The organism is Pantoea sp. BL1 (genome assembly GCF_000963985.1).
In the GTDB taxonomy this organism is placed as follows: domain Bacteria; phylum Pseudomonadota; class Gammaproteobacteria; order Enterobacterales; family Enterobacteriaceae; genus Pantoea; species Pantoea rwandensis_B.
In genome coordinates this window covers 192,117-212,245 of record NZ_JZRH01000047.1, presented here as the reverse complement: position 1 = coordinate 212,245, position 20,129 = coordinate 192,117, and the positions used below count along the sequence as shown (strand labels likewise).

The window sequence follows — 20,129 nt, the reverse complement described above, 5'->3', positions numbered from 1 at the left end:
CAGTGAGCAGTGAGCAGTGAATTGCAGGCAAAAAAGAAGGCCAATATCGCTATCGGCCCGTCAAAGAGGAATTTGTTTATGATTTTGGTTATCACCAGCATTGCTGGCGCGGGCCAATTTTCGCGCAAAGTTCAGAATTTCGCCAGTATTATTCACCAAAACTGAAATAAGAATTTTCGTAGCAAGGACAGAACATGACACCCGCCGTAAAACTGCTGGAAAAACAAAAGGTCGCCTTTACCCTTCATCCTTATGAGCATGATAGCCACGAAACCAATTTTGGTGATGAAGCGGTGCGGAAGCTCAATCTCGATGCACGTCAGGTGTTCAAAACCCTGCTAGTGGCGCTCAACGGCGATGCCAAAGCGCTGGCAGTAGCCGTGACGCCGGTCTCCTCGCAGCTCGATTTGAAAAAAGTGGCAAAGGCGCTGGGCGCGAAAAAAGCGGATATGGCCGATCCGCAACTGGCACAGCGCGTCACCGGCTATCTGGTGGGTGGCATCAGCCCGTTAGGGCAGAAAAAACGCCTGCCAACGGTGATCGATCAGCAGGCCGCAGAATTTGCCACCATCTTTGTCTCCGGCGGCAAGCGCGGACTGGATTTAGAACTGGCGGCGCAGGACCTGGCACGACTGCTGGATGCCACACTGGCCGACGTGGCACGCCGCGATTAATTCAGCTGCTGGATGCCACACTGGTCGACGTGGCACGCCGCGATTAATTCAGCTGCTGGATACCACACTGGCCGACGTGCCGCGCCGCGATTAATCCGGCTGCTGGATGGCGCTCTGGCCGATGTCCCGCGCCGCGATTAATTCGACTGCTGGATGCCACACTGGCCGATGTGCCGCGCCGCGATTAATCCGACTGCTGGATGCCACACTGGCCGACGTAGCGCGCCGTGATTAATCCGGCTGCTGGGCGCAGAGTTGATCGATCATCCAGCGCCCGGCAGGACCCGGTGGATTGCGTCGCGACCAGATCACATCCACCGCAATGCGCTGTGGCCAGCCTGGCACCGGCAACTCTTTCAACACCTGATGACCAAACTGCTCCACCAGCCAGCGCGGTAACACACTCCAGCCAAAGCCCTGCTCCGCCATTTCCAGCAGCAATAAATAAGAAGGCGCCGACCAAACGCGCCCGGCAGGCAAGGGTTCACGGTTTTGCACCCAGGTATTAAGCCGTAAATGACGCAATTCACCGAGTTGTGCTTCACTCACCTGTTTTGACTGCGCCAGCACATGATCCTGGTGCAGATAGATCGCCATTTCCGCCCCCACCTGTAAACGCGCCACCGCTAAATCCGGCGGCAGCTGCGGCTGCGCACGCACCACGCCGAGATGCACGCGACCGGCCTGCAGCAGGTCCAGCGCGTCCGCGTCCTCAGCAATCATGCATTCAAATTCAATATCCGGATAACGCGCTTCAAAGCGGTTGAGCAGATTTTCATGGTGATCGGCCTGCCAGAAATCGGAAATCGCCAGACTGAGTCGCGGTTCCACGCCCTGTGACAGCCGCACCGCCAGCTCATCCAACCGCTGGCTGGCCGCCAGAATCTGCTGCACCTGCGCCAGGGCGCGCTGTCCTTGCTCGGTGAGTACCGGCTGGCGACCGCTGCGATCGAACAGGGTGAAACCGAGATCGTCTTCCAGATTAGCCACGGCGCTGCTGATAGTGGACTGGCTTTTGGCCAGCGCACGCGCCGCCGCAGAAAACGAGCCGCTGGCGACAGTCTGCACAAAGGCCTCAAGGGATTCCGGGGAGTATTTCATGATGAACCATCGCTTTTATCGATAGGTAATCATTTTATCTTAGCATTTCGCGGTGAGAAAATGCGTCGCGTTACCCAAAAGGAGGTTTATATGCGTACCCGTTCGCTGAAAGAACGTTTTTATCATGCTGCAGGATTTGAAGTGCTGGCGATTCTCACTGTGGCTCCGCTGGCTGCCTGGATTATGGAAAAGCCGCTGTTTCAGATGGGCGCGCTGGCGATTATGTTGTCAACGGTCGCCATGCTGTGGAACATGATCTATAACACCGGTTTTGATCGCATCTGGCCGCCGCAGAAAACACGTGGCCTCGGTCTGCGCGCCATCCACGCGCTAGGCTTTGAAGGGGGCTTTATCGTTATCGGTTTGCCGATTGCCGCCTGGATGCTGAAGATCACGCTGCTGGAAGCTTTTATGCTGGAAGTGGCGTTCTTCCTGTTCTTCCTGCCCTATACCATGGCCTATAACTGGATGTGGGATAAATTGCGTCAGCGCTGGCTGACGCAGAAATCCTGCCAGGCATAAAACAACGGCGCCCAATCGGGCGCCGTTTTCAATTGTGCTGTGCGCGCGGCCAAATCCACGCCAGAATAGCTTGTGGGTAGCTACGCTTCCTGGGCTTTTCCTGCGCTTTGTCGCGCTCCTGCACCTGTGCTTCCGTTAAATGCACGATACCGGCTGGCGCATAGTCGGCGATTTTCAGCGGTGAGTGTGCAGTGACATAAGCACGCAGCACATCCGCATCACGCTGGCCGGTATTGCTAAAGCCTGCATGCGCCTCGATGTTGGGATAACCATCGCCCCCGCTGGCATTAAAGCTGTTGGTCGCCATGCGATAGGTTTTGTCCTTTTGCAGCGGCTCGCCGTTAATCTTCACCTCACTCACCGCTTTGCCATCCGCCACCAGACTGATATTGCTGAACTGCGCGAAACCACCGGAGTTGGTTTTGATATTGGCAACCGTGGCAAGATACTTCAGCAATTCGTCTCCGGTCAGCGTGACTGACACCACCTGATTACCAAACGGCTGCACCTGCAACAAATCGCGCCAACTTAGCTTGCCTGCGGCCAGCGAGGTGCGAATGCCACCACCACTGATCACCGCGAAATCCGCTTTAGTCGCTGCCATTTGCGCGCGCAGAATCAGCTGCCCAAGATTGGTTTGTTCAAAGCGCACCTTATCGCGTTCCCCGACAAATACGCTATCACTGCTGCCAACCGTGACGTCGAGTTTCTTAGCCGCGCGCAGTTGATACGGCGTCAGCAGCTTCATCATCGCGCTGTTAGGTGGGATCTCTTCCTGCCAGGTGAGCCAGGAGACGCTGCCATCCAGATTTTTCACTTCATGCTTGAGATTAACCGGGATCAGCTGATAGCTGTCCAGCATCAATTCGCCGTTGCGGAAGGTGAAATCGCCGCGCCCGACATATTTGCCCCACTCTTTCGCCTGCATGATCCACACGCCATTTTGGCGATCGGGCTGGCAAGGCTGGCCGGGCTGATAATCTTTCACACTGACGTTATCTTTTTCCATGCACACCGCATCCTGCGAGTGGCCGCCGATGATCACATTGATAGTGCCCGGCGGCAGGCTGCGCGCCAGTTCCACATCACCCGGCGCATTACTGCCGTGCTGCCCATCGTCGTAATGGCCCATGTGCGTCAGCGCCACGATCACATCGGGTTTCTCGCTGGCACGCAGTTCCGCCACCGCTTTTTCTGTCTCTTTCACCGGATCGCGGATGTCGATATTAGCGATATTTTCCGGATTGGAAATTTTCAGGGTATCGGTGGTGGTCAGACCGATCACTGCGATCTTCAGCCCCATGCGATTAAAGATCGCCCACGGCTTAAACAGACGCTGGTCGGTACCCTTTTGATAGATATTGGCAGAGAGGAAGGGAAATTTGGCCCACTTCTGTTGCTGTTGCAGCACGCTGAGCGGCTTATCGAATTCGTGATTGCCGAGCGCCATGGCATCGTAGCCGATGAGGTTCATGCCGCGAATATCGGGTTCGGCATTGAGCAGATCCGATTCCGGCACGCCGGTATTCACGTCTCCGGCGGAAAGGATCAAGGCACCGCCGCCTTTGGCCTGCACATCATAACGCTGTTTATCCATCAGCGTTTTCTGCGCCGCCAGACCGTATTCGCCCTGCGCATTAGTCCAGTAGCGACCGTGATGATCGTTGGTGTGCAGGATACTGAATCGATAACTGCGATCCGTCTGCCATGCCTGCGCCAGCATCGGCAGCAACAGCATGATCAGCGCCAGCCAGCGCCCTCTCCGCGGGAATAACAACAAAGCCGATCTCCTTATTCTGCGTCTTTCCACTTTGCCGTGGACTTAATGTGCTTTATCACCCTTCTGTGTCGCACAGATGGCACTTTAACTCAAGACAAAAGGCTTATAGAGTCATGCGGGTAGTAACAAATTGATAACGATAACCGCACTCTTCAGGATTTTTATGGCAAGTGACATCGCAACCCCGGCACGCGCACCGGGACGGACCGCTTTTGGCATTTTAGGTGCCATCAGCCTCGCGCATCTGCTCAACGATATGCTGCAATCGCTGCTGCTGGCGATCTACCCGATGCTGCAAAAAGATTTTAGCCTTAACTTCGTCCAGATAGGTCTGATAACGCTGACCTTTCAGGTTACCGCTTCGCTGCTGCAACCGATCATCGGTCATTACACCGACAAATACCCAAAACCCTGGTCTTTGCCGGTCGGGATGGGCTTTACGCTGTGTGGTCTGGTGCTGCTGACGTTCTCCAGCACCTATCCGCAGGTGCTGCTCGCTGCCGCGCTGGTGGGCAGCGGTTCCTCGGTGTTTCATCCGGAATCTTCGCGCGTGGCGCGTATGGCCTCCGGTGGACGTCATGGTCTGGCTCAATCACTGTTCCAGGTGGGCGGCAACTTTGGTAGCGCGCTAGGCCCGCTGTTGGCAGCGATGATCGTTGCCCCTTACGGCAAAGGGCATCTTGCCTGGTTCGTGCTGGCGGCATTGCTCGGCATTATCGTGCTGCTGCAGGTCAGCCGCTGGTATAGCCACCAGCAGCGCGCCAGTAAGGCAAAGGCAACGGTTGCGCCGGTTAACCCGCTGCCGCGTAAGAAAGTGGCGTTGGCGATCAGCATTTTGCTGCTGCTGATCTTCTCTAAATACTTCTATCTCACCAGCCTGAGCAGTTACTACACCTTCTATTTAATCCAGAAATTCGGACTTTCTGTTCAGGCCTCGCAATTCCATCTGTTTGCCTTCCTCGGCGCGGTGGCTGCGGGCACCATTATTGGCGGGCCGATTGGCGATAAAATCGGCCGTAAATACGTGATTTGGGTATCGATTCTTGGCGTTGCGCCCTTCACCTAGCTGTTGCCCCACGCCAACTTAATGTGGACCAGCGTGTTGAGCGTGATCATCGGCTTGATTCTCGCCTCGGCGTTTTCTGCCATTTTGGTGTATGCGCAGGAACTAATGCCAGGGCGTATTGGTATGGTTTCCGGGCTATTTTTCGGTTTTGCCTTTGGTATGGGTGGGCTCGGTGCCGCCGTGTTGGGCGTAGTGGCAGACCACACCAGCATCGAGTGGGTATATCAAATCTGTGCCTGGCTACCTTTGATCGGCCTATTGACCGCTTTCCTGCCTGATAACCGCCACGCCTAAGCCGCTTTAGGGGGGCAACGCTTTTTCTTCGCCCCCCTACATTCTGCGGAAAACCTGCCGATAGAGTGAGATAACTGAGGAAAATGCCGCTTCAGCTGCGTTTTCTTCTTAATTTTTCAATTTTTTCGCTTTTCACCGCTCAAATGTTTAAACGTGGTTAGCGAATGTGCATTACACTAGGTTGTTACAAGCGGATACATTTGCACACAAGGAGACAGGCATGCATCACACCACACCGTTGATCACCACCATTGTCGGGGGCCTGGTCCTCGCCTTTCTCCTGGGTATGATTGCCAACCGCCTGCGAATCTCCCCGCTGGTCGGTTATCTGCTTGCTGGCGTGCTCGCCGGTCCCTTTACCCCTGGCTTTGTCGCTGATACCAATCTCGCACCTGAATTAGCTGAGCTCGGCGTTATCCTGCTGATGTTTGGCGTGGGTTTGCACTTCTCGCTGAAGGATTTGATGTCGGTAAAGTCGATCGCCATTCCCGGCGCCATCGCGCAAATCGCGGTGGCCACGCTGCTGGGAATGGGGCTGTCGTGGGCGATGGGCTGGTCGTGGATGACCGGTCTGGTGTTTGGCCTCTGTCTTTCCACCGCCAGTACCGTGGTGTTACTGCGCGCGCTGGAAGAGCGTCAACTGATTGATAGCCAGCGAGGTCAGATTGCCATCGGCTGGCTGATTGTTGAAGATCTTGTGATGGTCCTGACGCTGGTGCTGTTACCCGCCATTGCCGGCATGCTGGAAGAAGGCAACGCCAGCCCCTCTCTGCTGTTCTGGGACCTGATGCTGACCATCGGCAAAGTCGTCGCCTTTATGGTGCTGATGATGGTGGTGGGCCGTCGTGTCGTGCCGTGGATTCTGGCAAAAAGTGCCGCAACCGGATCGCGCGAACTGTTCACCTTATCCGTACTGGCCCTGGCGCTGGGCATCGCTTTCGGTGCGGTTGAATTCTTCGATGTCTCCTTCGCACTCGGCGCCTTCTTTGCCGGTATGGTGCTTAACGAATCCGAACTCAGCCACCGCGCCGCTCACGATACTCTCCCGCTGCGCGATGCTTTCGCCGTACTGTTCTTTGTCTCGGTCGGCATGCTGTTTGACCCAATGATTTTGATTGAGCAGCCGCTAGCGGTGTTAGGCGCACTGGCGATCATCGTATTGGGAAAATCCATCGCCGCCTGGCTGCTGGTGACGCTGCTCGGCCACTCACGCCGTACCGCCATGACCATTTCGGTGAGCCTGGCGCAGATTGGTGAGTTCGCCTTTATCCTTGCCGGTTTGGGCATTTCACTCGGCATGCTAAGTGATGAAGGACGCAATCTGGTGCTGGCGGCGGCGATCCTCTCCATCATGCTCAACCCGATTCTGTTTACTCTGCTTGAGCGCTACCTCGATAAGACCGAAACCATCGAAGAGCAGACGCTGGAAGAAGCGATTGAAGAAGAGAAGCAGATTCCGCTGGATATCTGCAATCACGCGGTGATCGTTGGCTATGGCCGCGTCGGCAGCTTGCTGGGTCAGCAGCTGATGGAGGCCGATGTGCCGCTGGTGGTGGTGGAAAACTCCCGCCCGCGCGTCGAAGCGCTGCGTGAGCAAGGGATCAAGGCGGTGCTGGGCAATGCGGCGCGCGTTGATACCATGGAATTAGCCCGTCTTGATTGCGCTCGCTGGCTGCTGCTGACCATTCCAAACGGTTACGAAGCCGGGGAGATTGTCACTGCCGCGCGTGAGAAGCGCCCGGATATCGAAATTATTGCCCGCGCGCATTACGACGATGAAGTGAATTACATCATGGAGCGCGGTGCTAATCGCGTGGTGATGGGCGAGCGTGAGATCGCCAACAGCATGCTGAATGTCCTGCAGGAAGAGATCGCGCAGAACCCAATTGTGCGGGAGTGCCCGATTTAACGACGTGCGGTGATGGGCCAGGTCGCCATTAATGGCGACCCTACGGAATTGAGATCTATCAATCAGTTAGCGCATCGATTTAGCAGTCATAGCTGAACAAATGCGCATCAATCTGCCCAACTTTGCGCATAGATTTCGCAGGCATAGAGGAACGGATGCGCACCAATCCTCCCAACTTTGCGCATCGATTTCGCAGGCATAGCGGAACGGATGCGCATCATCGGTTTACGCTTTACCTGTCCCAGTACGACTCTTCTAAACTGTCTTCCCGCTCAGGCAGCCCGCGCATCAGACGCGGTGAATGCTGATTCAGCACCTGATAACTCACCCGGTTGGCATACTTACACACCTGCGCCAGCGACGAATAGGTGAGATAACCGCGTGCGTGTTTGCTGGAGTTCGGTACTTTCTGACGGTGGAAATTATTGGCGGTGATATCGTGCAGCAGCGCGGCTAAAGCACCATCGCCTGCACCGTTGGTGTTCATGATCTTCTCAGGGCCGCCCATATAAGGCGCGATGTGCGAGAAAATGCGCAGCGGCTGCTGGCAATCCTGATGGCGCATAGCGCGGCTGAACTCGTATTGGTTGAATTCGGCTATCGCGCCCGGCAGCAGCGGATGATTGGTTTTGCGCTTGAACGCCTCTTCCGTGAAGCCAGCCATGTATAAACCGGTGGGACCGGCGGTGCACAGCACCAGATCCACCCAGTCGAGCGCAATATTCGAGGCCAGCAGCGGATCCTGCTCACCCGTCAGCGCAAAGGCCTCTTCTTCGTTCATCGCCACGATCGACACATGATCGCGCAGGAAATCGCGCCAGAACTGCGGATCGTCCTGAATCACGTATTTGGTGCCTAACGTCAACACCACCGGCACGTTATGTTTTTTCGCGTAGTCGATGGCACGCAGCGTGGCTTCAGGCATCGGTTCACCGGGTTGGCAGCGCACCAGATAGGAAGTCAGCACCAGCGCCGACGCTCCGGCAATCACCTCTTCCGGAATGCTGTTAGCCTGCAGTTGGTTCATCAAGCCTGGGCTGATGGCAAAGGTGCGTTCACCCTGCTCACCAATCAGGGTGAAACAGCGGCCAATCGCGCCATCAACGCCTTGCAGGAAGTTGAGATCCATACGGCTGGAGGTGTTGCACAAGTAACGATAGGCATAACCGCCAATCTGGATGTTGTTGCACATCACGCCGAGCAATACTGAACGGTCATCGGCCAGCACGGAGTAGTTGTGCAGGGTATTACCGATGGTGCCGCCAGCAAATTGATGGCTGATCAGCGCATCATGAATCAGCTCGTTGTACAGGGCCTCTGCGGTCGCATCGTCTATCACCAGCGAGTGACCGGCGCTCAGCCCGTAGCGTTGCAGAAAGTCATCATCAACTTTGGCTTCAATATCCACCAGCGTCTGGTCGATACCCACCACCCAACTGCCCTCTTCCTGCTCCTGCTGGGTTGCCTGCAGCAGCGGATCGCGCGCGTTAACGGGAAAATAGTGTTTGGATTTGCGTTTGCCGGGAAATTTCATCGTGGCTGCCGTAAGGGAAATCTGGCAGAGAATGATATCACACTCTCTGCCAGCACTTTATCGGCGTGCGTTGACCAGCTGAACCATCATCTCGATGTGCTCGTCATCGGCGTTGAGCGCGGGAATGTATTCAAACTTCTCGCCACCGGCGTGCAGGAAGAACTCACAGTTCTGCTCGCTGATCTCTTCCAGGGTTTCCAGACAGTCAGCGGAGAAGCCTGGGCTCATCACCTGCACATGCTTGATGCCTTTGGCCGGTAAACCTTGCATGGTTTCGTCGGTGTACGGCGTCAACCACGGCTCGCGACCAAAGCGTGACTGGAAGGTCATCATGATTTTGTGCGGCGCGATGCCCAACGCGGCAGCCAGCGCCTCGGTGGTGTCTTTGCAGCGCTGCGGATAATCATCACCTTCGTCGGCAAAACGCTGCGGGATGCCATGATAGGAGAGCACCAGCAAATCCGGTTCGCCATGCTGCGCAAATGAACGTTCAACGGAGGCTTTCAGAGCCGCAATATAGGCCGGATGCTCAGCATAATCGCGGATAAAAGCGACTTCCGGCAAAGAGCGCAGCGGTTTGAAGCTGGCGGATAATCCATCCCACACGGCGGCGACCGTTGAGCACGAGAACTGCGGGTAGAGCGGCAACACAATCAGTTTGGTGACCCCCTGATCCAGCAAACGCTGTACCGCCCCGTCGAGGCTCGGCTGGCCGTAGCTCATGCCCAGCTCAACCGGCATATCCACGCGCTGCGCCAGCGCATCGCGCTGCTGCTTGCTGAACACCATCAGCGGAGAGCCTTCTTTCATCCACACCGAGGCGTACAGCTTCGACACGCGCGGCGAACGGAACGGCAAAATGGCGAAATTGAGAATCGGCCACCATAACCAACGCGGTGTATCCACCACGCGCGGGTCGCCAAGGAACTGTTTCAGATAGCGCTTAACGGCAGGTGTTGTAGGCGCATCGGGTGTGCCTAAGTTGACCAGCAAAACCCCAGGCTTTTCTTGCCTCATTGGTATTTCCTTGATGTCAAAACGAATGGATCAAAATCAGGGGGAAATTGTAGCGGAAATCGTGGGAGGGGAAAGCAATTGCTGCAAAAGGGCCGGACAACCGGCCCTTAATAGCACAACCCTAAATAATTCAAATGGCAGGAAGGCGGCAAACGAGAGACAAATCGACTTGTCGATTTGAACAGCGCTTGCGCTGGCCCGCAGGGTGAACCTCCTTGAGGAGGTTCATCATCACGATGCGCTGACTCAAGTCAGTGATTCGGGTGAACGAGAGCAGCTAACGCACCTGCACATTGAAGTAGGACGGGTTAACCGAGAATGCCGGCCAGTTGCGTGCTCACTTCAGCGACCTTACGGGTGCCGTCGATCTTGTGATACTGGGTGTTACCGGCTTCCGCTTCTTTGCTGTAGTAAGCAATCAGCGGTGCAGTCAACTGATGGTATTCCACCAGACGCTTACGCACGGTTTCTTCCTGATCGTCTTTACGCGTGGTCAGCTCTTCGCCGGTCACGTCATCTTTACCGTCCACTTTTGGCGGATTGTAGGTGACGTGATACACGCGGCCAGACGGCGCATGCACGCGACGGCCAACAATACGATCCACAATCAGTTCATCCGGTACGGCAAACTCCAGCACGAAGTCCACATTGATGCCCGCGTCTTTCATGGCGTCAGCTTGTGGGATAGTGCGCGGGAAGCCATCGAGCAGGAAACCGTTTTTGCAGTCTTCCTGCGCGATACGCTCTTTCACCAGCGCAATCACCAGTTCGTCTGTTACCAGTTTACCGGCATCCATGATGGCTTTCGCCTGTTGGCCCAGTTCGGTGCCTGCTTTAACTGCCGCACGCAACATGTCACCGGTGGAGATTTGCGGAATACCGTATTTCTCCATGATGAATTGAGCCTGAGTGCCTTTACCTGCGCCCGGTGCCCCGAGCAGAATAATACGCATTGCGTAATTCCCCTTGCGAATCGCATTGATCAATCTGAGAAGGCCAAGAACATACCATTATGACCCGCGCACCACAAGGAAACGGGCGCGCTTCCGGTGAAAGCTTTACTTTGACTGGCTTTACCGCAGAACACCAGCAGAGTGCCCGTTTTTAAGAATCACGGCTAACGTTTAACACCTCTTTCAGACGTCTTTTCAGTATTGGCGTGACGTTTTGATTTTTGTTCACGCTACCGCGCACGTTGGCATGCAGGCGTAAACGATGGTGAGCGGAAAGCAGATGCATATCCTGCGGCACGTCGCGTAAGGTAAAACTGACTGGCAGCGGGAACAGGGCGAACGGTAAGCCGTGCTGCTGAATCGATTGCAGCTGAACCGGGGCATCAAGCGTAATATTATCCACGCTAGCGATATTAAACGGTCGCCAGTCGCTGTTTTCCATCATTTTTAAGGTTTGCTCCAGCGACGTCCCAAACGTCAGTCCCTGCTCAAATAAGCGCAATTCACTGCGCACCAGCGTGCTGAAATCGCAGGTTTTTAACGCAATTAACACCAGGTCACTGCTTAACGCCGCATGACGATCAAGCCGCGCCACAAACAATCGCGCATCGCTGATTAATCGTTTATGCAACAGGGTGGCAAAGGATTCCGAGGCGTCGGTCACGCCCTGACTTTGACACTCCGCCAGCGAACGCACCCACCCCTGCTGCATGTCGACATGCTCAACCAGTGCAATGTTACCCGCCATCATCGGCACTGCCGGTAACACACTCAGTTCACTGACCGGATATTGCGAAGCGTAACGCGTTTGATTGCGCGCCTGTTCCTGACGTAAAAACAGTTGTGAGAGCAGCACCCGCGAAATATGCAAAGAGGGTGCAAAAAAGAGGTCGTAATTTTCCAGCCGATAGTGACGTGATAGCAAGCCGCGAAGTCGATCGCGCGCTGCCGCCGCCCTGGCAGAAGCATGTTGGTGATCCATCGCGTGAGATTTCTCTAATTATAAAGATGCTGTGTGTGTCGCAGATTGAGGGGGGAACATTAGCCGCGTTAAACACAGACAACGCCATCCGTCAACCCGCCATAATCTGGGGGAAAGGTTAGGCCAATGCGGCTGGACATTAAAATGATATAAACTGACAATCCCTGTTAGGTTTTTACACAGGGGATGAGTATGACCGCGCTTCCGTCGTTACGTGCACTGCACTATTTTCATCAGGCAGCACTGCATAGCAGTTTTAGCGTGGCGGCCGAGCGTCTTCATGTGACTCACAGCGCCATTAGCCATCAGATTCGACAGCTGGAAAGCTGGATGGGAAAGCCCTTATTTGTCCGCACCAATGGACGCGTCAAATTAACCTCACACGGCGAGCGCTTGCTGGTGAGTTGTCAGAAGGCGTTTAGCGAACTCTCCACCACCTGCGAAAGCATTCGCACCGGCATGCGTCATCACCTCAGCGTCTCTTGCGCGCCCAGTTTTCTCTCGCAATGGCTGATTCCACGTATTAGCAGTTTTTATCAACGCTATCCCGATATTGAAGTGCAGTTTCAGCCGCTGGTGGAGATCGACCAGTTGCGCAGTGAACACACTGATGTACTGATTCTCAGCTATGAGCAGTCACCGGATGAGGATATTGATGCCACGCTGATCAGCGATGACTACATCGGCCCACTTTGCGCACCTCAGTATGCCGCGCGTTTTCACAATGAGCAGGATTTAGCGTCATTGCCGCTGCTGCATGCCGACACGCGGCTGCATGCCTGGGCTGAGTGGGCAAAAACCAGCGGTGCGCGCGGAAATTACTGGGTCGGTAAGCATTTCGATAACCTTACCCTTGGCATTCAGGCGGCGAGAAACGGCCTGGGCGTGATCATGGCTCCGCGTTTACTGGTCAGGCAGGAGTTGAGCGACGGTACGCTGATCGCCCCATTGGGATTTGTGCGTGTGGACCGCGCCACCTGGATGATGACGAAAATGTCACGTCAGCATGATGCGGAGATTACGTTGTTCCGGGATTGGCTGCGCGATCAGGCGCTGCATTAAAAGAAAGGTCGGCATTCAATGCCGACCTTTTTTGTCTCCTGCCAACCCTGCCGCCGGTATTGATACCAACCGGCGTGGGCGCTGAATGGCTTATGCCGTCAGCAACTGGTTCATACGACGGATAAACTGGTTGGGATCGTCCAGCGTGCCGCGCTCAGCCAGCAGCGCCTGGTCCAGCAGCAGCTCAACCCATTCAGCAAAGTGCGCTTCGTCGTGGGTATCCGCCACGCGTTTCACCAGCGTATGCTCCGGGTTGATTTCGAAGATGTACTTCACATCCGGTACTTCCTGGCCCGCAGCAGCAAACAGTTTCGCCATCTGCGTGGTCATTTCGTTCGCATCGGTGGTGACAATCGCTGGGGTGTCGGTCAGACGATGGGTCAGACGCACCTCTTTCACACGCTCGCCCAGCAGCGTTTTCACGCGCTCAACAAACGGCTCAAGCGCTTTTTCCGCTTCCTTCTGCTCTTCCGTTTCTTCATCCGCCAGCTTACTCAGCGACTCATCCGCTTTGCTCACTGACTGGAAGGTTTTGCCGTCGAATTCGGTCAGGTAGCTCATCATCCACTCGTCGATACGATCGGACAGCAGCAGCACCTCGATACCTTTTTTGCGGAACAGTTCCAGATGCGGGCTGCTCTTCGCGGCGGCATAGCTGTCAGCAGTGATGTAGTAAATCTTATCCTGCCCTTCCACCATACGGCTCAGGTAATCTTCCAGCGAAATGGTCTGCTCAGCGCCTTCACTCTGGGTGGTGGCAAAGCGCAACAGCTTAGCAATCGCCTGCTGATTGGCGTTGTCTTCAGCCGGGCCTTCTTTCAGGACCAGACCAAACTCTTTCCAGAACTGCTGATATTTCTCCGCGTCGTCCTTCGCCAGCTTTTCCAGCATCTGCAGACTACGCTTGGTCAGCGCGGCGCGCAGGCTCTGGGTCACACGGCTATCCTGCAGGATTTCACGCGAGACGTTCAGCGGCAGATCGTTGGAGTCTATCAGGCCACGTACGAAGCGCAGGTAGTTCGGCATGAACTGCTCGGCGTCGTCCATGATGAACACGCGCTGCACATACAGTTTCAGGCCGTGTTTGCTGTCGCGGTTGAACATGTCGAAGGGCGCACGCTGCGGGATATACAGCAAGCTGGTGTACTCCTGCTTACCTTCTACACGGTTGTGGCTCCAGATCGCCGGATCGCTGTAATCATGGGCGATGTGTTTATAGAACTCGTTGTACTCGTCGTCGCTGATTTCAGACTTGTTGCGCGTCCAGAGTGCCTGGGCTTTGTTGATCTTCTCCCAGCTGGTGGTATCGCTCTCTTCGTCTTTGGTTTCAATCTCAACCGGCAGCGCAATGTGATCGGAGTATTTGCTGATGACATTGCGTACACGCCACGCGTCGAGGAAATCATCTTCGCCTTCGCGGAAGTGCAGCGTGATCTCGGTACCACGATCGGCTTTCTCGATTTCTGCCAGGGTGTATTCACCCTCGCCTGCGGACTCCCAGAACACCGCTTCGTCGGCCTTAGCGCCAGCCGCGCGAGTGCGCACGGTGACTTTATCGGCAACGATGAACGCTGAGTAGAAGCCCACACCGAACTGACCGATCAGTTGGCTGTCTTTTGCCTGGTCAGAACCCATGGACTCAAGGAAGGATTTGGTGCCGGATTTCGCGATAGTGCCGAGGTTCTCAATCACCTCGTCGCGACGCATACCGATACCGTTGTCGCTCAAGGTCAGCGTACGATTGTCCTTATCGACCGAGATACGCACGCGCAGGTCGCCATCGCCCTCATACAGATCCGGCGCGGACAGTGCGCGGAAACGCAGTTTGTCAGCGGCATCAGAGGCGTTGGAGATCAGCTCACGCAGGAAAATCTCTTTGTTTGAATAGAGGGAGTGAATCATCAGGTGCAGAAGTTGTTTTACCTCTGACTGGAAGCCACGCGTCTCTTGTCCTTTCATGGTCATTGCTACCTCAACTAAATGGGGGTTGATCATAGGTTGAGAGAGAAATGGGGATGATGGCGGGAATTTCAAGCCGATGTCGGTGAAGACATCGGCAAGTGATTAGAATTTAATCTTATGGCGTCCGGCAAGTGAGTGCGACAGCGTGGTGCCATCGACCATTTCCAGCTCACCACCGACCGGTACACCATGCGCGATGCGGCTGGCATCGACGCCATATTGCCCGCACAGTTCAGCGATGTAGTTGGCCGTGGCTTCACCTTCCACCGTCGGGTTGGTGGCGAGGATCACTTCGGTCAGCGTTTCACGCTCCAGGCGCTGCTCTAACCGATCCAGACCGATATCCTGCGGGCCGATGCCATCCAGCGGTGACAAATGGCCCATCAGCACAAAGTAGCGGCCGCCAAACTGGCCGGTTTGCTCAATGGCGTGGATATCGGCAGGACTTTCCACCACGCAAATCTGGCCGTTTTGTTGACGACGCGGATTGGCGCAGATGGTGCAAATTTCCTGCTCGGTGAAGGTGCGGCAATCGGCACAGTGGCCGATTTCCGACATCGCGCGGGTCAAAGCCTGCGCCAGACGCATACCACCGCTACGATCGCGCTGTAACAGCTGAAAAGCCATGCGCTGCGCCGATTTCGGGCCCACGCCCGGCAGGCAGCGCAGCGACTCCATCAAAGATTCAAGCAGTGGACTGGTTTGCATCAGAACGGCATCTTGAAGCCAGGTGGCAGCTGCATACCAGAAGACACAGAAGCCATTTTCTCTTTCTGCGTTTCGTCGATACGACGTGCTGCATCGTTGAAGGCTGCCGCAATCAAATCTTCCAGCATGTCTTTGTCGTCTTCCAGCAAGCTTGGATCGACTTCAACACGGCGGCAGTTATGTGCACCGTTGATGGTGACTTTGACCAGGCCAGCGCCTGATTCACCGGTCACTTCCAGCGCGGCAATCTCTTCCTGAACTTTGGCCATTTTGTCTTGCATCTGCTGGGCCTGTTTCATCAGGTTGCCCAATCCGCCTTTACCAAACATAGTCTTCTCTCTCTGCTGGGGCTGCGCGCCACTCACGCGCGACAGCGGGTGTTCAAACGGGTCGAATACTCTCTTCATCCAGATCGGCATCGAAGAATCGACGCAATGTCTGAATGTGAGTATCGCTTTCAATCGACTGGCGCGCCTGCACCAGTTTCTCTTCATAAATGGCCTGACGCCATTCCAGTGGCGTCAACACCGCAGGATTATCGTCCTCAACGATGGTCAGTTCAACCGTTTGTCCGGCTGCCTGACTGAGCGCTTCCGTCAGCGCCTGTTTTGCCGACGCTGAATTCAGGTGACGCTGACTGCTGCGCAAATGCAGCGTGACGGCGTTCTCGCCCACCTCTTTCCACGCGTTTAACGCCACCTGCTGCACCAGTTTTGGCAACGTCAGTGCGGCTATTTCGGCGGCCCACGCATCGCGCTGCTGGGCCTCTTCGGCCAGACGAAGCGCCAGCTCAGGCGTTTTCTCATGCTCCAGAGCGGAACGCAAGGCTTTTGGCGTTGCGATGGGCTCCGCTTTTACCTCGACCGTTTGCTGGGCTTTCCAGCGATAGGCTTCTGGCTTCGCGGGCGCTTTTACCGCGGGTTCCGATGCGCGCTGTTGCACGCGCTCGGTGACACTGGCAAGACGTTCCAGCGCCGGGTTCGCCGGCCGCGCGGGACGCGCTGCCGGCTCACTCTTTTTTGCTTTGCCGGCTCCCTGACGCAGTAACTGCGTTCGCGCCTGTAACAGCTGGCTGGTGGAGTCAGACAAATGTTCGGGAGCCGGTTGCATATCCGCGTAATCATCGGCCATCGGCGGTGCGTCCTGCATCGGCGGCGCCATTTGCGGCTGGGCTGCAGAAGTGGGGCGAGATGCCGAAGAGGAGGCGGCGTGAGCTGAACCCGCTTGCGTTGCTACCGCGGCAGCGTTGGCTGAAGTCACTGGCGTTGCTGCCGCGGCAGCGTTGGCTGAAGTCACTGGCGTTGCTGACGCAGTAACCTGAGCGGAAGAGGCCGGCGCAGCAGCGCCTGCAGATGCAGCAGACGCTTGCGGTGCCGCCTGCGGAATCAGACTGGGCCGCGCAACCGGCTCAGCGATGGTCGCCTGTGGATGGAACGCCAGCGCGCGCAGCAGCGTCATCTCGACGCCGAGGCGACGATCCGGTGCCAGCGGCAGATCTTTACGTCCCATCAACAAAGTTTGGTAATAGAGCTGTACATCGGCGGGCGGTAACACGCGTGCCAAATCGCGCAGGCGCTGCGCCTGATTCACATCGTCCTCACCCAGCGAAGCCGGCAACAGTTGCACCATCGCCACGCGATGCAGTAAACGCAGCATTTCGACCAACAGCGCTTCCCACTCGACACCGCGTGATGCCGCCTGATTCAGCAGCGCCATCACCTGTTCACCCTGCCCCTCCACCAGCGCTTCAATCAGCGCCAGCGGCTGTTCGTCATCCAGTGTACCCAGCATTTGCGCCACGGTTTCACGCGTCACGCTGCCCTGCCCCATGGCAATCGCCTGGTCAGTGAGGCTTAGCGCATCACGCATACTGCCGTCAGCGGCGCGCGCCAGCAGATGCAGCGCTCGCGGCTCGGCGGCAATCTGCTCCTGCTGCAATATATGCACCAGCTGCTGCTGGATTTGTTCGACGTCGAGCGCTTTAAGATGGAACTGCAGGCAACGCGACAGAATGGTCACCGGCAGTTTTTGCGGATCGGTGGTTGCCAGCAGAAATTTGACGTGCGAAGGCGGCTCTTCCAGCGTTTTCAACAGCGCATTGAAGCTGTGACGCGAGAGCATGTGCACTTCATCGATCAGGTAAACCTTGAAGCGACCGCGCGCCGGAGCGTATTGCACGTTATCCAGCAAATCGCGCGTGTCTTCGACTTTAGTCCGTGACGCGGCATCAATCTCGATCAGATCGACAAAGCGTCCCTGCTCAATTTCACGGCAGTTATCACACTGACCACAAGGCGTAGAGGTGATGCCGGTTTCGCAGTTGAGGCCTTTCGCCAGCAAACGGGCGATCGAGGTTTTCCCTACGCCGCGCGTACCGGAAAAGAGATAAGCATGATGGATTCGTCCCAGTGACAACCCGTTGGCCAGCGCGGTCAGCACATGTTCCTGACCGACTACGTCAGCGAAAGCCTGGGGACGCCATTTTCGCGCAAGTACCTGATAGCTCATGTGGATTCAATCACTGGATTTTATTGAGTTGGCACAGCGGTGCGGCTAAGTGAACCGGGTTCCGCCACAAGAAAAAGGGGAAAAATGCAGCTTCGCAAACCCTGTGTATATGGGCAGTAGTCTAACAGCCACAACAGGATATGCCTATACCCGACATACTTCACGTTGCAGGTGCTGAATTTTTATCGCGCACTTGCAATGGCGGAACGATTTATCGAGCACTGATACAAGGGCACGGCGGCAGGGATGCGTAATGAAATGCGCCGCGATGGCTATTGCCTGCGGCGCACAGGCCTTAGTGGCCGGGGAAATTCACGAGGCTGTAGCAGTCAATGCCGATCGCCTTAAGGCGCGCTTCACCACTCAGATCAAACAGGTTGATCACAAACGCAGCATCTTTCACTTCACCACCGGCACGGCGGATCAGTTTCACTGTGGCTTCCAGCGTTCCGCCGGTGGCCAGCAGATCGTCCACCACCAGCACCACATCGCCTGGCTTGATGGCATCTTTGTGCAGCTCCAGCGCATCAGAACCGTACTCCAGCTCATAGCTCTCGCTGTAGGTTTCACGCGGCAGCTTGCCGGGTTTGCGCACCGGGACAAAGCCTACGCCCAGACCCAGCGCCACAGGTGCACCAAACAGGAAGCCACGTGCTTCCGTACCTACCACTTTGGTGATGCCTTTGTCACGATAGCGCTCAACCAGAATGGCAATCGACGCGGCATACGCCTGCGGATCTTCCATTAAGCTGGTGACGTCACGGAACAGGATGCCCGGCTTAGGGTAGTCAGGGATGCTTTTGATGCTGTTTTTGATGAGTTCAAGCTGCTGAGCAGTTGCGGTCATAAGTGTTACGCCTGGAAAAATATCTAATACGCGCAGCATCCGACAGCGCCAATACCCGGAAACCGGGTTAAGCGAAGACGTTTAGAAGGGAAGCCACGCACGAAGATGCCCAAATCTATGCAAATACCCGGCTAAATGCAACCCTGCCGCGCTTAATCGCCGCTGTCATCCTTTTCTGCCACCACCGGAATGCGCCACATAAATAGCAGCAGCGCGCACAACATGATGCCCAGCATGATGCGCACCCATAGCATGTTAACCAGATAGAGAGAGACGGCAAAGGTGATGACAATCAGCAACATGGCACGGCCTTTGGCGCCGGGCGGCATGGCGCGATGTTGCTGCCAGTGGCGAATGTAGCGGCCAAACGGCGAGCGCCACAGCAGCCAGTGGTGAAAACGCGGTGACGAACGGGCAAAACACCAGGCGGCCAGCAACACAAATGGCGTGGTCGGTAATAAAGGTAATACAATGCCCAGCGTGCCCAGCACAATCGCCAGCCAGCCAAGACACAGAAGAAAAATTCGTTGCATGCCTGATGCCTGATAAAATCGGAACTGCGCTACGTTAACACAGTCGGAATCAGAGTGATGCCCCAACCGCCCGCACATCAACGCCTGCTCGCCCTTGTCGATCAGCTACGACAACAAATCTCGCAGCAACGCGATGGTGCCTGCCGACAGCCCCGTTTTGACGCCCAACTGTTCCGTTGCAAAGGCACGCGGCTCGCTGATTATCTCGCTGAGCTGGAACAGAATTTAACCCAGCTCAGCGCCGCTGACACCGACGTCATGCGCCGTCAGTGGCTGGCGGAGAAAGTGCTGGATCAGATTGCCGCCCTGCAACGCGAATGTCAGAGCCAGCAACTGCGCACCCAGCGTGAGCGTCCTCGCGTTGATCCGCGCCAGTCGAAGCGCGAAGAGTATCAGGGCTATGAAACGCGCTTGCTGGCGATGATCGAACAACGTGAGCAACATCTGGCGCGCGCCGAAACCCTCAGCGTGCAGCAGCAGTTGATCCGTGATATCGAAGTGCTGCATGAGCGGCTGGCACGCTGTCGCCATGCGATGCACAAACTGGAAATGTCAGGCCCGGCACGGTAATCACCGCCCACTTCCCTCATACTTCACATGGCCGGTGCGTTAGCTGCGCTCATTCCCCCATCTCTTACCTGAGTAAGCGCCTGCGGGTTCATTCCCTTGCCACTTGC

The 20,129-nt window shown here is 56.0% G+C and carries 17 protein-coding genes, 1 pseudogene and 1 other annotated feature; of the genes and pseudogenes, 6 read left to right on the top strand and 12 right to left on the bottom strand.

Annotated elements, in window-relative coordinates:
• The first annotated feature begins 194 nt into the window (after window positions 1-194).
• A complete protein-coding gene (gene ybaK, locus VH86_RS20520) occupies window positions 195-674 on the top strand; it encodes a Cys-tRNA(Pro)/Cys-tRNA(Cys) deacylase YbaK (protein ID WP_045833940.1) in 480 nt (159 codons plus the stop codon).
• Between the two features lie 231 nt (window positions 675-905).
• Here ybaK and VH86_RS20515 read toward each other — a convergent pair whose 3' ends face one another.
• Window positions 906-1,775: a LysR family transcriptional regulator gene (locus tag VH86_RS20515; RefSeq protein ID WP_038648485.1), complete on the bottom strand. Its 870-nt coding sequence runs from the start codon at window positions 1,773-1,775 to the stop codon at window positions 906-908.
• A gap of 90 nt (window positions 1,776-1,865) precedes the next feature.
• Between VH86_RS20515 and VH86_RS20510 the strand changes: the two genes are divergently transcribed.
• Window positions 1,866-2,297, top strand: a complete 432-nt coding sequence (locus VH86_RS20510) for a multidrug/biocide efflux PACE transporter (protein ID WP_045816346.1) — start codon at window positions 1,866-1,868, stop codon at window positions 2,295-2,297.
• 28 nt (window positions 2,298-2,325) lie between these two features.
• On the opposite strand, the gene ushA is transcribed toward VH86_RS20510, so the two are convergent.
• Window positions 2,326-4,077 (bottom strand): bifunctional UDP-sugar hydrolase/5'-nucleotidase UshA, encoded by a 1,752-nt coding sequence (ushA, locus tag VH86_RS20505; RefSeq protein ID WP_045833939.1) that lies wholly within the window; start codon window positions 4,075-4,077, stop codon window positions 2,326-2,328.
• A gap of 163 nt (window positions 4,078-4,240) precedes the next feature.
• Here ushA and VH86_RS20500 point away from each other — a divergent pair.
• Both VH86_RS20500 and ybaL read left to right on the top strand, forming a co-directional pair.
• A pseudogene (locus tag VH86_RS20500) lies at window positions 4,241-5,437 on the top strand (MFS transporter).
• A 220-nt stretch (window positions 5,438-5,657) separates the two neighbouring features.
• Window positions 5,658-7,346, top strand: a complete 1,689-nt coding sequence (ybaL, locus tag VH86_RS20495) for a YbaL family putative K(+) efflux transporter (RefSeq protein WP_038648489.1) — start codon at window positions 5,658-5,660, stop codon at window positions 7,344-7,346.
• 232 nt (window positions 7,347-7,578) lie between these two features.
• Here ybaL and VH86_RS20490 read toward each other — a convergent pair whose 3' ends face one another.
• The 4 genes from VH86_RS20490 to VH86_RS20475 all read right to left on the bottom strand — a co-directional run bounded on the left by VH86_RS20490 (window position 7,579) and on the right by VH86_RS20475 (window position 11,832).
• Window positions 7,579-8,880 (bottom strand): inosine/guanosine kinase, encoded by a 1,302-nt coding sequence (locus VH86_RS20490; RefSeq protein WP_045833938.1) that lies wholly within the window; start codon window positions 8,878-8,880, stop codon window positions 7,579-7,581.
• A 57-nt stretch (window positions 8,881-8,937) separates the two neighbouring features.
• Window positions 8,938-9,897, bottom strand: a complete 960-nt coding sequence (gene hemH / locus VH86_RS20485) for a ferrochelatase (protein ID WP_034828187.1) — start codon at window positions 9,895-9,897, stop codon at window positions 8,938-8,940.
• A 308-nt stretch (window positions 9,898-10,205) separates the two neighbouring features.
• A complete protein-coding gene (adk, locus tag VH86_RS20480) occupies window positions 10,206-10,850 on the bottom strand; it encodes an adenylate kinase (RefSeq protein WP_045816344.1) in 645 nt (214 codons plus the stop codon).
• A gap of 151 nt (window positions 10,851-11,001) precedes the next feature.
• On the bottom strand, window positions 11,002-11,832 hold the full coding sequence (locus tag VH86_RS20475; protein ID WP_045833937.1) for a DUF6024 family protein: 831 nt from the start codon (window positions 11,830-11,832) through the stop codon (window positions 11,002-11,004).
• A 192-nt stretch (window positions 11,833-12,024) separates the two neighbouring features.
• Here VH86_RS20475 and VH86_RS20470 point away from each other — a divergent pair, with 192 nt between their 5' ends.
• A complete protein-coding gene (locus VH86_RS20470) occupies window positions 12,025-12,894 on the top strand; it encodes a LysR substrate-binding domain-containing protein (protein ID WP_038648497.1) in 870 nt (289 codons plus the stop codon).
• A gap of 90 nt (window positions 12,895-12,984) precedes the next feature.
• Here VH86_RS20470 and htpG read toward each other — a convergent pair whose 3' ends face one another.
• The 6 genes from htpG to VH86_RS20440 all read right to left on the bottom strand — a co-directional run bounded on the left by htpG (window position 12,985) and on the right by VH86_RS20440 (window position 19,452).
• Window positions 12,985-14,859 carry a molecular chaperone HtpG gene (gene htpG, locus VH86_RS20465; protein WP_045833936.1) on the bottom strand — a complete coding sequence of 625 codons (1,875 nt, stop codon included), beginning with the start codon at window positions 14,857-14,859 and terminating at the stop codon, window positions 12,985-12,987.
• A 99-nt stretch (window positions 14,860-14,958) separates the two neighbouring features.
• Window positions 14,959-15,564, bottom strand: a complete 606-nt coding sequence (gene recR, locus VH86_RS20460) for a recombination mediator RecR (RefSeq protein ID WP_007886897.1) — start codon at window positions 15,562-15,564, stop codon at window positions 14,959-14,961.
• A complete protein-coding gene (locus tag VH86_RS20455; protein WP_031377860.1) occupies window positions 15,564-15,893 on the bottom strand; it encodes a YbaB/EbfC family nucleoid-associated protein in 330 nt (109 codons plus the stop codon). Before VH86_RS20455 ends, recR begins: the two co-directional genes overlap by 1 nt.
• A 52-nt stretch (window positions 15,894-15,945) precedes the next feature.
• Window positions 15,946-18,072: a DNA polymerase III subunit gamma/tau gene (gene dnaX / locus VH86_RS20450; RefSeq protein ID WP_045833935.1), complete on the bottom strand. Its 2,127-nt coding sequence runs from the start codon at window positions 18,070-18,072 to the stop codon at window positions 15,946-15,948.
• Window positions 16,543-16,604 (bottom strand) — a sequence feature (DnaX frameshifting element). (Overlaps the previous gene by 62 nt.)
• Window positions 18,073-18,367: 295 nt before the next feature.
• A complete protein-coding gene (apt, locus tag VH86_RS20445) occupies window positions 18,368-18,919 on the bottom strand; it encodes an adenine phosphoribosyltransferase (protein WP_038648506.1) in 552 nt (183 codons plus the stop codon).
• A gap of 152 nt (window positions 18,920-19,071) precedes the next feature.
• A complete protein-coding gene (locus tag VH86_RS20440; RefSeq protein ID WP_038648508.1) occupies window positions 19,072-19,452 on the bottom strand; it encodes a DUF454 family protein in 381 nt (126 codons plus the stop codon).
• A 57-nt stretch (window positions 19,453-19,509) separates the two neighbouring features.
• Between VH86_RS20440 and priC the strand changes: the two genes are divergently transcribed.
• On the top strand, window positions 19,510-20,022 hold the full coding sequence (gene priC / locus VH86_RS20435; RefSeq protein ID WP_045816339.1) for a primosomal replication protein PriC: 513 nt from the start codon (window positions 19,510-19,512) through the stop codon (window positions 20,020-20,022).
• Window positions 20,023-20,129 lie beyond the last annotated feature (107 nt).